Here is a 13,156-nt window from a genome sequence, read left to right on the forward strand (position 1 = left end):
ACAACCGTCTTTCCAGTCCGTCAGGCCGCCTCTCCAGCCCGTCACCAACGCCTCACCAGCGCCGGTGAAGGGGGTTCTAAGATTATCCAACCAAAGCCGCAAGGGGAAAATCGCATCTCGATGCATTTTTTTGCAGATCGACATTTTATCTTTTATTATCAAACAATTGATTGCCTGGCCGCGGCAGACATAACTACATCAATGAAGTGCGGCACTGCGCGCTCAGCTGCGGCCCTCAAGCCGGAGGATTCGCGCCCCACAATATATTGTACACATCGCACCCTACGCCACAACGAAGAGCGACTCGCATCGCGCGGCATCTGCCCCTTCCACCACGCCTCGGCGCTGGATTCGGAGCCCCCCGCCATGCGCGATGGCGGCTGCGGCGCTTGAATAGCCCGCAGAAGTTGCCCAAGGGCCAACCACCGCCTAGCATGATCCGCAAAAGCTCGACCTGAGTTCATCACACCGCCCATCCGCGCAAGGAGGGGTCCATGTCTCTCGATCTGATGACCTACCAACCGCGAGGGGACAAGAGGAACTCGGACTTCTTCCATGAATACCTGCCGAAAATCTATCAGCACCGACAAGCCTCGGGAGTCACAGAGCAAGTCGGCCAGATGGCGGCCACCATCCTCGAGGTGGAACCCGAGGCGATCTTTGACACTTTGGTCGAACTCTATGTGATGACCCCGTATCGCCATACCGCAAACTATCTGGGGCCGACGCATCGGTTTTCCGTTCTTCACGCGCATCCGGTCTTTCCGGCGCTGGTCCTGATGGCCCCGCTCAGCGCCGGCCTCGAGGACTATATCTCGCGCCTCAATCGCATGTACCCGCTGGCACGGGCGACACCGCAGACCCACTATGCCGGCGAAGTCTGTTCCGCGCGCGACCTGAATGATCTGCGCAACACCCTCGAGGATCAGAACATCCGGTTCGACTATGTCGGCGACACGGAAAACCCCTTCTACACATTGGACTGGATGCTGTTCACCACCCCATCGGATTTCACCTGCCACCGGGCCGGCTATTCGGCGCTGGACTTCAAACACGCCGACAGTCTGGGCCTGGGCGACCGGCTGATCCTGAGCGCGGTCGAGCAGGACCGCTTGACAAGGGCCGCCGAGTTAGGCGCGGACAGCGGGATCGCACCGCTGATGCTGGGCCTGGACCATCTGGCCACGCGGGTGCTTGCCGGCGAACGCGAGGATCCGATCCTCGAGTTTCTGACCATGGTGCCCTAGTATCTCTGGGGCGCCTACAACATCGCCGCGATGAATTCGTCGACCAATGTCAACCGACACCCCGGCGTGGACGACGACAAGAAATCCCCGGCCAACGTCTTTACCGCGAACAACACCCCGTCCTTCGTGAACTCGTTTGCCAAGCTGCCGATACCCACCGAGGATGTCGTGCGCAATTTCGGCCGGCGTCTGCACCACATGGCGGTCGAGATACGCGACGGCGACCATGCCGGCGGCGAAAAGAACGTATATTTCGTGGTCGACACCTTGAAGGAAAAAGGCGTTCCGTTTCTCGCCCATGTTTTAGGGGAATGCAAAGACGACCCGAACCTCAAGCAGATCTTCTCGAAACTCTCGAAACATACGCTGCTGATCACCGAGTATATCGAGCGGTGCCACCACTATGAGGGCTTTTTTGCCAAGGACAACGTCGCCGCCCTGACCGCCGCCGCGGGTCAGGACGAACAGCACCGGCACGGAAACGTCTTCGATTTAAAAAAGTCTGCGGAATTCCGCAGCCGATGCCTTCAGGAGAGAATGCCGAACCTTATGATGGCCCGATCATGAAACAGGTGACGTTGCGCGCCTTGAGGCGACGACAGGCCAGATCGGCCTGCTCGCGGGTCATGCCCTGGAATGTGGCCTCGAAGCCCTTGGAGCTCTGGTTCACTTTACGCAACGAGCCTTCCAGCGTGGTCATTTCCGACAGCGCCGTCTTCAGCAGCACCTTTTCGGCCTCGTACCGCGTTGCGAAGCGGCCCACATTGACGCCCCACAGATGGCCGCCCGAGGTGGACAGCCGCGTGACGATTTCCTGCTCGGGTTCGGCCTCGGCCGGTTCGGTCGAGGCCAGCACCAGGTTGTCGGGCCGCAGGGCCGGGCGCGTGTCGGCGGTTTCGACCGGCGGGGCCGTGGGCGTGGTCTGGGCGGCGACGATTGCCTGGGCGATGCTGTCCTGGATGCGGGGCGCGTTCTTGGCGGCTGTTTCGGCAACTACGCTCGCGACTTGAACCGCGACCCCGGCCCCCGGACGCATGACCGGGCGCAAACTCTGTTGCGGCGCACCGATCGCGCGCGCCACCTGGGTGCCGCCTAGACCTGCGTTCCCGGCATAGGCCGGACGGGACGGCTTGCGGATCGGGGCACGGGACGGGGCGCGGCGGAACCCAAGGTCCAGCAACTCGGCCACCTTGGCGTTGCGCCAGGCGCTGGACTTGCCGCCGAACACCGTGGCGATGATGCGTTCGTTTCCGCGCTTGGCCGAAGCCACCAGGTTGAACCCGGCCGCGCGCGTATAGCCTGTCTTGATGCCGTCAGCGCCCTTGTACGCGGCCAGCAGGCGGCGATTCGTGTTAGGAACCGTCTTGATGCCTGCATAGGTCGATTGGCGTGAGAACAGGTTGTAGTATTCGGGATAGTCGTAGAGGAGATGCCGGCCCAGCGTGGTCATGTCACGGGCGGTGGACAAGTGGCCCGACTCCGTCAGACCATGCGCATTCTTGAAGGTGGTGCGGGTCATACCCATGGCTTTGGCCGTACGGGTCATGCGGCGCGCAAAGGCCGCTTCGGACCCGCTGAGCGCGATGCCGATGGCGGTTGCCGCATCATTGGCCGATTTCACCGCCGCGGCCCGGATCAGATAGCGGAACGCAATCTTCTGCCCGGCGCGGAGCCCAAGTTTCGACGGCGGTTCGGCCGCCGCATGATTGGTGATCGTCACGGGGGTGTCCAGGGTGATCTCGCCGTTCCGAACGGCCTCGAACGCGATATACAGCGTCATCATCTTGGTCAGCGACGCAGGGTGGAGGCGGGTATCGGCGTTGCGCGAATGCAGAACCTCTCCGGTGCGCGCATCGATCACCATCGCCGCGTAAGGCGCGGCCAGCGCCTGAGTCGCTGCTACTGCAGCGATCCAAATCACCGCAATGAGGAACAAGCCCGCCCGGGCCGGAATCATCCGCCGAATCTGCACGATCTTTGCCTCTGTCTGCCTCGCGCCGCCGGATTTTTCCGGTCGGCATTTTTGTTGATTGTCTTAACGATAGCACAGGCCCCCAACGAAATAAACCGAAAGCTGTCCGAATCCGTCGTCCCTCGGGCTCCGTTTCACCGCTAGATCTTGGGCACCCGATCGCGCGGGCCACCACGGAGGCCAAAGCGGCAAAATAAAGGCCAGGGAGCGGTCAAGTAATCATCCGGTGCGCCCTATCGGACACAGGTCACGTGAAACGGTCGATCAGCGCCGGAAGGTGGCCCAGATGCTCGATCTCAAGAAACCGGGGGTGGCCGGATGGGATCTCGGCCCGCTCAATGTCCCAGACCAGCCCATGTGGAACATGCACACCCCAGGCACCAGTCTGAATCGGGGCAACGACATCCGATCTGATCGAGTTGCCCACCATCATCACCCGGTCCGGCGCATGACCGAGACGCTGGAATATGGCGCGATAGGTTTCGGGGTCCTTCTCAGACACGATCTCGACCTCGTCGAACAGATCGCCCAGCCCCGACTGAGCCAGCTTGCGCTCCTGGTCGATCAGATCTCCCTTGGTGATCAGCGCGATGGCATGCGTTTCGGCCGCGGCCTCGACCGCCGTGCGGGCGTGCGGCAGAAGCTCGATCGGATGGGCCAGCATCTCTTGCCCCGCCGCGATCAACTCGCGGATGACGCGGGCCGGAATCCGATCATCGGTGACGTCCAGCGCGGTCTCGATCATCGACAAGACGAAACCCTTAATGCCGTAGCCATAGTGCCGGATGTTGCGCCTTTCGGCCGCCAGAAGGCGCTCCATCAGGTGGTTATGATCGGCATGGTCGGCCAGCAGCTCGGCAAAGCGGGCCTGGGTCAACCGAAAGAACCGCTCGTTTTGCCAGAGCGTGTCGTCAGCATCGAAGGCGATGAGGGTCAGGTCTTCATGCATTCCGATTCCGCCGGTTGCTCTTTCCTCTGGGCGCGCTGACGTTATATAAGCCCTGAAACGACCCGAAATGTGAATCGGAAAATCTCGGTACAATGCTGACTGCCCGTTGGATGATGGCTGGCAAATCGGAGGACGATGGCGACACGTCCATCCTTGTCCAGACCAAGCCCAAGACCAAGCGCCCGCCGCTGTACAAGGTGCTGCTGCTGAACGACGACTACACGCCCATGGAATTCGTGGTGCATGTGCTCGAGCGGTTCTTCGGCATGTCGCACGCGCAGGCGTTCGAGATCATGCTGACCGTTCACAAGAAGGGCGTGGCTGTGGTGGGCGTATTCAGCCATGAGATCGCCGAAACCAAGGTGGGGCAGGTGATGGATTTCGCCCGCCGCCACCAACACCCTCTGCAATGCACCATGGAGAGAGAGGAGTAGGGCCGCGTGCCTCGGTCCCACAGCCCATGTCCACTCGTCTTCACCTTGCCCTGCAACAGGGCCTGACCCTGCCCGAGCCGGTTTCGGTGATCGGCCCGACACCGGAGCATGACCTTTCAATGCTGCCAGGCGGCACGCAGGTCGTCCAACCGTTCAAACCGTTTTACGACCATTTTCAGGCGCAGGGATTCGACGCCACGCCCCGGGCCGATGTGCCCTGCGGCAGCGTCATCCTGTTTCTGCCGCGCGCCAAGGCGCTTGCGAGGGGGATGATCCATCAGGCCAGCCAGCGCACCGGTGGTCCGATCGTAGTGGACGGCGCCAAGACCGACGGAATCGACAGCCTGCTGAAAGACATCCGCAAACGCGTGGCGGTCGAGGGACCGATTTCCAAGGCACATGGCAAGATCTTCTGGCTCCGGGCCAGTGCCGACACCTTTGCCGACTGGGCCGCGCCGCAGGAACAGAGAGCCGACGGATACCGGACCGCTCCGGGCGTGTTCTCGGCCGACGGGATCGACCCCGCCTCGGCCCTTCTGCGCAAGTCCCTGCCGGCCAAGCTGGGGGCTAAAGTGGCCGATCTGGGTGCGGGCTGGGGGTACCTGTCCGCAGGGGTTCTCGAACGCGCCTCGGTGACCACCCTGCATCTGGTCGAGGCCGACCACACCGCACTGAGCTGCGCCCGGGCCAACGTGAGTGATCCGCGCGCCCTGTTCCACTGGGCCGATGCGGTGACCTGGACCGCGCCCGAGCCGTTGGACACCGTGGTCATGAACCCGCCGTTCCACACCGCGCGCAGCGCTGACCCGTCGTTGGGTCAGGGCTTCATCGCGTCGGCAGCGCGCAACCTGACGCGCTCGGGCAGCCTGTGGATGGTGGCCAACCGCCATCTGCCCTACGAAACCACCCTGTCCGAGACCTTCGCGCGGGTCGAGGAACTGGCTGGAGACAACCGCTTCAAGGTGTTCCATGCCTCTCGCCCTCGGCGGTGAAGCCGTCTAACCTGCGCCGAGATTCTGGAGGAACCGCATGTCATTTTCCATAGCTGGCAAGACCGCCATCGTGACCGGAGGCGCAAACGGCATCGGGCTGGCGATCGGCCGCCATTTCGCCGACGCGGGCGCCAACGTGATGTTCGCCGACATCGACGAAAAAGGCCTGGCCGACGAATTGGGCGAACAGGTCGACGACGGCAACATCAGGTATTTTGCCGGAGACCTGCGTGAAAAACTGACCGTAGCCAACCTGCTGTCCGCCACGCTGGACGCGTTCGATCAGGTGGATATCCTGGTCAATGGCGCGCGGCAGGTGATCCCCTCGGACCCACTGGACCCCGAGGACGACTCGGTGCGCGCACTGCTGAACCAGAACCTGATGCCGACCCTGCGGCTGAGCCAGATGGTCGCCAACCGGATGATCAAACAGGCCGACGGCAGCGAAGACACCCAGATCGGCTCGATCATCAACCTGTCCTCGATCGCCGGGCGCCGTACGCATCCCGACCTGCTGGCCTATTCCGTGGCCAGCGCGGCGCTGGATCAGCTGACCCGGTCGCTGGCCGTGACCCTGGCGCCGCACCGCATCCGCGTGAATGCGATCGCGCTCGGCTCGGTCATGAGCGCCTCGTTGCAGACGACCCTGAAAGACAACCGCGACTTTCGCAAGGACATCGAAAAGCACACACCGCTGGCCCGCATCGCCGCCCCGACCGAACTGACCGACACGGCGCAATACCTGGCGTCCGAGGCTTCCGGCTTCATGACCGGCCAGATCCTGACAATCGACGGAGGCCGCACCCTGCTGGACCCGGTCGCCGCCCCAGCCCACTGAGCCCAATGTTCGATACCGAAAAAGCCACCGCCTCTGCCTGGTTCCGCAGCCTGCGCGATCAGATCGTCACCGCCTTCGAGGCGCTGGAGGACAGCCACGACACCGGCCCCTTCAGCGATGCCGAACCCGGCCGTTTCGAGGTCAAGGAAACCCGGCGCCAGTCCGAAGATGGGTCCGACGCGGGCGGCGGGCTGATGTCGGTCATGCGCGGCGGCCGCGTGTTCGAGAAGGTCGGCGTCAACGTCTCGACGGTCTACGGCACACTGGGCGAGCGGGCACAACAGGCGATGGCCGCGCGCAAGGGCATCCCTGGCATGGCCGACGACCCACGGTTCTGGGCCTCGGGTATCAGCCTTGTGGCGCATATGCAAAACCCGCATGTCCCGGCCGTTCACATGAACACCCGCATGTTCTGGACGCCTCATGCCTGGTGGTTCGGCGGCGGATCCGACCTGAACCCCTGCATCGAATACCCTGAGGACACGGCGCATTTCCACGCCACGCAGAAGGCGCATCTGGACCCGCACGGACCGGGGCACTATCCGCGCCTCAAGGAGTGGGCCGACGAGTATTTCTACATCCCGCACCGCAAGCGCGCACGGGGCGTCGGCGGGATCTTCATGGATGACTACTGCACCGGCGACTGGCAAGCGGATTTCGCGCTGACCCAGGACATCGGCCGGGCCTTCCTGCCGGCATTTCTGCCTCTGGTGGAAAAGCGGCGCGTGCAGCCCTTTACCGAGGCCGACAAGGATGTGCAGCTGGTACATCGCGGGCTGTATGCCGAATACAACCTGGTCTATGACCGGGGCACGAAATTCGGCCTGGAAACCGGTCATGACCCCGACGCCGTGCTGATGAGCTTGCCGCCGCTGGCCAAATGGGTCTGAGGTTCAGAACCCGAAATCCATGAAGTTGTCATAGCAGTAGTTCTGCGCGGACGAGGCCGACATGTTCTCGCCCACCCGGTTGACGGTGATCGAATATCCCGGCGTGGTGTCCGCGCCCGGCGGCGGCTTCAGCGAAAACTGGACCGTTCTGGCCCCTTTCTCGTAGGCTTTCCAGACATAGATCCGCTGCGCGCGCGGCACGCCGAGTTGGCGGATGGCATAGTCTCCGATGCCGCACCAGTAATTGACCGCTGCGGACGAGCCGATCGCCTTTACCTCGTAGATACTATCGCCGACAGGGCGGATCTCGGTGCGGTAGGTGGGGCGAACGCTGAGGCCAAAGCCCCGCGCCTGCGCCGCGAGCGGCGCCAGAAGAGACGTGCAAAGCAGAAAGAACACAAGGAAACGCGCCATCGGAAAACCTGTCAGCTGAAACTCGCTGACGTTCATGATAAGGCGCGGGCCCTTCGAGTAAAGCCACAGAGGCCCGCCCGCCGGTCGCCGGTGGGCACGGCAAGCCAGGCACCACCGCCACAGGGCGCGGAAACGATTGACCCGGGCGCACCGACGTCCATAGATGCTGGGCAGGCATATTCGACAGGACAGGACACCCGCCATGCTGCACGAAACACCGGGATTGCTCGACGCCATCCGAGCGCGCTTTGCCCATGTGGAAAGTTGTCCGTTTCAAGGTCCACGCATATTCTTCGAAAACGCGGGGGGGGCACTGACGCTGAAATCGGTGGTCGACACCTCGGCCCGGTTTGCGGCCATCCCGGACAATCAGGGGCGGGACAACGTGGCCAGCCACGCCCTGGTCGACATCATCAACCGTGCCAAGGCCGATCTGGCGGTGTTCATGAACGCCTCCTCGGGACAATTCTTCGTTGGCGAAAGCGGCACCGAGCTTTTGTTCCGCATGATCCGTACGGCCTGCGTGAACGCGCCCAAGGGGGCAAAGGTGATCGGCAGCAGCATTGAACACCCGGCCAGCCGCAGCGCCGCGCGCCGCTGGGCCGGAATCGCCGGGCTCGATTATGTGAATGTGCCCCATGACGATGCGACCGGCCTGGTCACGGCGGCCGACTATACCGCGCGCATGTCGCCGGATGTGGCCGTAGCCACGATCCTACATGCCTCTCCGGTGACCGGCATGGGAATGGACGTGGCCGCCATCGCCCGCGCGATCCGGTCGGTCTCGCCAGACTGTTTCATCATCGTGGACGGCATCCAGCACGCCGCGCACGGGCAGCTGGACATCGACGGCTATGGCGTCGATGGCTATGCGATTTCCCCCTACAAGGTGTTTTCGCGGCACGGTTATGGCGTCGCCTGGATTTCGGACCGGCTGACCACCCTGTCCCATGACCAGCTGATCGACGCCCCCAAGGCGGGCTGGGAATTCGGCACCCGCGACACAGGCGCCTATGCGACAATGTCCGACGTGGTCGACTATTTCGACTGGCTGGGCGGGCAGGTATCAGATGCCACCGACCGGCGCGCCCGGATCGAGGCCGCCGGGCGCGCGATCCACAGCTATGAAACGCATCTGACCAATGCGATGATCAACGGCACCGGCAACCTGCCCGGTCTGCGGGACATGGACCATGTCACGATCCTTGCCGGTGCTGAGAACCCGGCACGCGAAGGGCTGGTCTCGATCGTGGTGCGCGACATGTCTTCGGCCGAGGCGGTCTCGCGACTGAACGCGCAAGGCATCCGCACCCACACGCGCAAGGACGACCACTACAGCGGCAACATCCTGCGTCCGCTGGGCCTGCCGGACTGCATCCGGGTTTCGCTGTGCCACTACAACTCCGAGCATGAGGTGACACAGTTTCTGGCGGCGATGCAGGACATGAAGCCCTGACCCAATGGATCGGCCGAGATTTTCGGCTGTCCCCCCTTGCGCCGGAGCGCAGGCTTGGCTAAATCCCGCGTCACGGGTGATTAGCTCAGTTGGTAGAGCGCTTCGTTTACACCGAAGATGTCGGGAGTTCGAGTCTCTCATCACCCACCATCCTTTCATCGCACTGCATAAAGGTCTTACGAGACGAACACTTACTGCTGTGCTGCATGTGAAACTGTGTCCGCTGCGCCTCCTCTGCACTTAGACAGAAAAGATGTCTCCAACACAGGAGATATGGGCCATGGCAACAAATGTAAAACGGCCTACTGCATCACAGCGGCACATTGAGGCCTGGTTCAAGGACGGCATAACATGGGATCGATATGGTCAATTGGAGTTGGACCACATTACCCCTCTCTCAGCTGCAGGGTCTTTGGAACACCTCGTCGAACTTTGCCACTACAGCAACCTGCAACCTCTTTGGAAGCGGGACAACCTAGCAAAGGGCGGGGCGTAAGCCTCGCCCCTGCGAGTGGGCATCTATCTTCTTTGGGTTTAGCCGGTTTCAAGAGTGGCATAGTCCGCTCTGATAGCGTGTTCCGGTTAGCAAGACCAAGCCGACATTCCCTGAGTTTTGGCCGAACTTCCGCTATGCGGACTTTTCTGCCAGTTGGCGGTAATGCTCAAATGGCTGCTGTTTGCAGTTCGCGGCTCTGGCGGTCGTAGCTTAGTCGGGATGTTGCCACTGATAGGCCTAGGTCAATAGATTTGCTTCGTAATAACAACAAAGATCTGAAAGATTTCTTCACGTCTCTGGACCAGTTCTGTTCACGTCGATCTGTGATCGGAAAGCTCGAAGGCTGAGTCCCACGGCTTCTCGGAATGCGCGTGAGAAGTTCGAGCAATCGGAGTAACCGAGCGCGCCGGCTATTTCGTCTACGGTGTCGCCGCTCGTTCGCAAACGGTCCTTGGCGTAAGCAATCTTCGCCCGGCGTAGTTCATCCGACACGCTGGTTCTTTCCTTGGCAAGACGTCGAGCCAAAGTTGCTCGGCTCATTGACACGAGGGTTGCCGCGTCATTGGCGCTGAGACCTCCCTGGCCGATCTTATGCGCGATTACAGCTCGGAAATCGGCGAGGAAGCGGCTCACGTCGTTTGTTTGATCGCATGTCCCAACTGAGTTTCCCAAGACTTTGTGATCGACAGAATGGACAAGCCATTTGGCGGGAAACTTCAATCGGAAGCCCATCTCATCGCCCTTGAGCCGTTTGAATTTCGAAAAACTGGCAGGAAGTACGTCTGGATTACAGAGAACAATGGTCATTTCGCCGGAGTCGAACCGGTCGCCCACGGCACGCCTGAGAATTCCCAGGCTGAGGCCCACCATGAAGCCATCGTTCTGTGCCGGCAAAATTGTTGGGCGAAAAAGACGAGTTTCACCGTAAATTGCCTGATCTCCTCTGATTTCCAGATATGTCGTCACCGAGCTTGTAACCTCGTTCGCTCGGCTGACAAAGGTCGAGAGAAAATCGGCCAACGAGCCCCCAACAGAGAGCGCATATTCGATCATTGGCCAGCCTCTTGGGTCCAGACGCGAGCCGACAGAAGCGCAGAAAGTCAAATCTTCCACCGCCTCAGCACAAGCCTCGAGAAACTGGTGGACCACCATTATGTGCACGGCCTCGTCGCCGCGCAACACTGCGTCTTCGGTCAGGCCAACTCTCTCGAGCACGATTTCTGGGTCGACTCCGCGTTCGCTAAGCGCAGCAATCAAGGGGCGCAACAAGCTCAGCTTCGCGAGCGGAAGACGTTTGGTCATGTCGACTCCTGTGCCAACCGGCCCTCGAACGATGCGGCATCTGTCGGTCAGTTCAAGGCGCTGGAAACAAAATAACGCTTTCACGTGTCATTTTGGCGCAAAAATCCTTGGCGCCGACTCCAAATGACACGCCAGCTGTTTCAGCGTCTGACATATTTAAAAAAAATAGGTGTGATGCTCACACGACGTGGCCAGTGGGACAGGCATTATGCTGACCCTGTGCGAGTTACGCTTGGCAAGGGCCAAAAAAGGAAAGGAAAAGAAAATGGGATTCTTGAGAAGTACTGTTCTTGCTGCATCAATGATGATGCTGACGGTATCGCTTGTAGCTGCTGAAGAAAGCCAAACGGCGCACATCCTGATTAAGAATGTCAGGATCTTCGATGGGCACAGCGAAACGGTGTCGGAAGCCCAGGATGTGCTCGTTGAAGGCAATCTGATTAAACAAATCGGCAACGGCTTGACGGCTGGGGACAAAGCGATCGTGATCGATGGCACTGGTCGCACAATGACCCCTGGGTTCATCGATATGCACCAGCACCTGATGTTGGGCGGACCATCCGGATTGTTTTCGACGGGTGAAGATATCGATTTCGCCACTGCCGGAGCCATCGCTGCCCAGAACATGTATGCCCACCTTTTGATGAAAGGCATCACGACCGTGAGAGATATCGGTGGTAATTCCCTCGGGCTTGCCAAGGGTGTGAGAATGGGCTGGATGACAGGTCCACGGATTTATTCAGCGGGTCCGCCGATCGGGCCTCTTGGTGGCCATGGCGATGTCGGCGGTTGGAACCAGCACCTCGGTCCGGATGAATCAGTTTTGATGGGCAACCTCGCGACGACAAGCACGGTTGATGAAGTCATCAAGCAAGCGCGTTGGAACTTTCGAAAGGGCGCAGCTTTCCTGAAAGTTATGCCAGGTGGCGGCGTATCAACAGAGTTTGACCCTCTTGAAGTCATCAGTCTTACGTTGGACGAGATGAAAGCGGCCGTTGCCATCGCCGAAGACAACAAAACCTACGTCGCTGCCCATGCCTACCGTGATGACGCTGTCAACCGCGCGATTGATGCGGGTGTTAAAGTCATAGAGCATAACTTTCTGGTTTCGGAAGAAACGATAAAACGGATGGCGGAAGAAGATATTATCCTTTCACTACAGGGCTATATGGCAGGAGTTGCCTTTGCAAACCCGGAAAGCGTTCCGTGGTACACCCCTGAGCAGATCCGCAAGGCCAAGTCGGTTCATACCGGTACCCTGCAAATGGTGAAATGGGCGCGCGAGCATGATGTCTTCATCGTCAGCGGTTCCGACATGTTCGCCGAGCAGTGGCCCATCACGAAGAAAAACATCACCATCGAGGTGGAGTTGTTCGAGTTCACTCCGATTGAGGCGCTGCGCCATGCTACGGGAAATGCAGGCATCGTCCTTGAAATGTCCGGACCCGCCAGAAACCCATATCGCGAAGGACCTTTGGGCGTAATAAAAGAGGGCGCTTACGCTGATATCCTGTTGTGGAGCGACGATCCGACGAAGGACATCAAAATTATTGAAGATGAGGATAAGTTGCAGCTCATTATGAAAGACGGTGAATTGTACAAAAACACCACTGTGCCACACTCTGATCCAACCTACCGGCCAGCCCCTGAAATGCGAGTAAAGCCAAGTGATGCGGGAAGAGGTCGAACTGCGCTATAATATTCCAATTCTTACTCAGGGTGCGAGTGTACCCTGAGTATTCAAAATGGATGTCCGCTTTCCGCGCACAGCGACCAGTGCTGCATTAAAAACCAAGGTCTGGATAGGGCTCGGTGCAGTCGTTGCTTGAATTCAACTTAAAGTCTGCTCTGCGGGCGATACAGACTTAGAATGTCTCTGTCGCTACGCGTTATGTGTGCACCTTAGAAAGGTTGAGCAGACTTTACATCACAGTGAAGGATTTTGCGACGGGCAGGTCTAATCTTTGGGTAGCGGAGGGACGCGCTTTCAGCGCCATGTCGCATATGAAAGCCGCGCTGAGGGCGGTGCGAGGGTATTGTAATATATGTTGGATTTTGGTTGCGGGGAGAGGATTTGAACCTCTGACCTTCAGGTTATGAGCCTGACGAGCTACCTGGCTGCTCCACCCCGCGCCATTTTTTTGGCGTTCGGCCTGCAGAGATTTT

General features: G+C 60.1%; 12 protein-coding genes and 2 tRNA genes. 9 read left to right on the forward strand and 5 right to left on the reverse strand.

Features of this window, described 5'->3' with window-relative positions; translation table 11 throughout:
- The first annotated feature begins 494 nt into the window (after nt 1-494).
- A complete protein-coding gene (locus AC2FMD_RS17975; RefSeq protein ID WP_496743510.1) occupies nt 495-1,247 on the forward strand; it encodes a hypothetical protein in 753 nt (250 codons plus the stop codon).
- A 30-nt stretch (nt 1,248-1,277) separates the two neighbouring features.
- Nucleotides 1,278-1,814, forward strand: a complete 537-nt coding sequence (locus AC2FMD_RS17980) for a hypothetical protein (protein ID WP_496743509.1) — start codon at nt 1,278-1,280, stop codon at nt 1,812-1,814.
- Here the strand turns inward: AC2FMD_RS17980 and AC2FMD_RS17985 are convergent.
- Both AC2FMD_RS17985 and AC2FMD_RS17990 read right to left on the reverse strand, forming a co-directional pair.
- The gene (locus tag AC2FMD_RS17985; RefSeq protein WP_496683476.1) at nt 1,795-3,204 is read right to left on the reverse strand and encodes a D-alanyl-D-alanine carboxypeptidase family protein; all 1,410 of its coding nucleotides are present in this window, start codon (nt 3,202-3,204) and stop codon (nt 1,795-1,797) included. The genes AC2FMD_RS17980 and AC2FMD_RS17985 overlap by 20 nt on opposite strands.
- A gap of 262 nt (nt 3,205-3,466) precedes the next feature.
- A complete protein-coding gene (locus tag AC2FMD_RS17990; RefSeq protein WP_496743508.1) occupies nt 3,467-4,168 on the reverse strand; it encodes an HAD family hydrolase in 702 nt (233 codons plus the stop codon).
- Between the two features lie 92 nt (nt 4,169-4,260).
- Between AC2FMD_RS17990 and clpS the strand changes: the two genes are divergently transcribed.
- The 4 genes from clpS to hemF are packed head-to-tail and all read left to right on the forward strand — an operon-like array spanning nt 4,261 to nt 7,322.
- A complete protein-coding gene (clpS, locus tag AC2FMD_RS17995) occupies nt 4,261-4,602 on the forward strand; it encodes an ATP-dependent Clp protease adapter ClpS (RefSeq protein ID WP_496683464.1) in 342 nt (113 codons plus the stop codon).
- Nucleotides 4,603-4,628: 26 nt separating this feature from the next.
- A complete protein-coding gene (locus AC2FMD_RS18000; RefSeq protein WP_496743506.1) occupies nt 4,629-5,594 on the forward strand; it encodes a class I SAM-dependent methyltransferase in 966 nt (321 codons plus the stop codon).
- A gap of 37 nt (nt 5,595-5,631) precedes the next feature.
- The gene (locus AC2FMD_RS18005) at nt 5,632-6,432 is read left to right on the forward strand and encodes an SDR family NAD(P)-dependent oxidoreductase (RefSeq protein ID WP_496683460.1); all 801 of its coding nucleotides are present in this window, start codon (nt 5,632-5,634) and stop codon (nt 6,430-6,432) included.
- 5 nt (nt 6,433-6,437) lie between these two features.
- Nucleotides 6,438-7,322, forward strand: coding sequence for an oxygen-dependent coproporphyrinogen oxidase (gene hemF / locus AC2FMD_RS18010; protein ID WP_496683458.1), 885 nt, complete (start codon nt 6,438-6,440; stop codon nt 7,320-7,322).
- 3 nt (nt 7,323-7,325) lie between these two features.
- On the opposite strand, the gene AC2FMD_RS18015 is transcribed toward hemF, so the two are convergent.
- The gene (locus AC2FMD_RS18015) at nt 7,326-7,736 is read right to left on the reverse strand and encodes a hypothetical protein (RefSeq protein WP_496743505.1); all 411 of its coding nucleotides are present in this window, start codon (nt 7,734-7,736) and stop codon (nt 7,326-7,328) included.
- Nucleotides 7,737-7,938: 202 nt separating this feature from the next.
- Here AC2FMD_RS18015 and AC2FMD_RS18020 point away from each other — a divergent pair, with 202 nt between their 5' ends.
- Both AC2FMD_RS18020 and AC2FMD_RS18025 read left to right on the forward strand, forming a co-directional pair.
- Nucleotides 7,939-9,192, forward strand: a complete 1,254-nt coding sequence (locus AC2FMD_RS18020) for an aminotransferase class V-fold PLP-dependent enzyme (protein ID WP_496743504.1) — start codon at nt 7,939-7,941, stop codon at nt 9,190-9,192.
- 74 nt (nt 9,193-9,266) lie between these two features.
- Nucleotides 9,267-9,342: transfer RNA gene (locus AC2FMD_RS18025), tRNA-Val, on the forward strand.
- Nucleotides 9,343-9,976: 634 nt separating this feature from the next.
- On the opposite strand, the gene AC2FMD_RS18030 is transcribed toward AC2FMD_RS18025, so the two are convergent.
- Nucleotides 9,977-10,990 (reverse strand): AraC family transcriptional regulator, encoded by a 1,014-nt coding sequence (locus AC2FMD_RS18030; protein WP_496743503.1) that lies wholly within the window; start codon nt 10,988-10,990, stop codon nt 9,977-9,979.
- Between the two features lie 208 nt (nt 10,991-11,198).
- Between AC2FMD_RS18030 and AC2FMD_RS18035 the strand changes: the two genes are divergently transcribed.
- On the forward strand, nt 11,199-12,689 hold the full coding sequence (locus AC2FMD_RS18035) for an amidohydrolase family protein (protein ID WP_496795308.1): 1,491 nt from the start codon (nt 11,199-11,201) through the stop codon (nt 12,687-12,689).
- 357 nt (nt 12,690-13,046) lie between these two features.
- Here the strand turns inward: AC2FMD_RS18035 and AC2FMD_RS18040 are convergent.
- Nucleotides 13,047-13,123: transfer RNA gene (locus AC2FMD_RS18040), tRNA-Met, on the reverse strand.
- Between the last annotated feature and the right edge of the window lie 33 nt (nt 13,124-13,156).

Source organism: Ruegeria sp. BHSC276 (assembly GCF_059612945.1).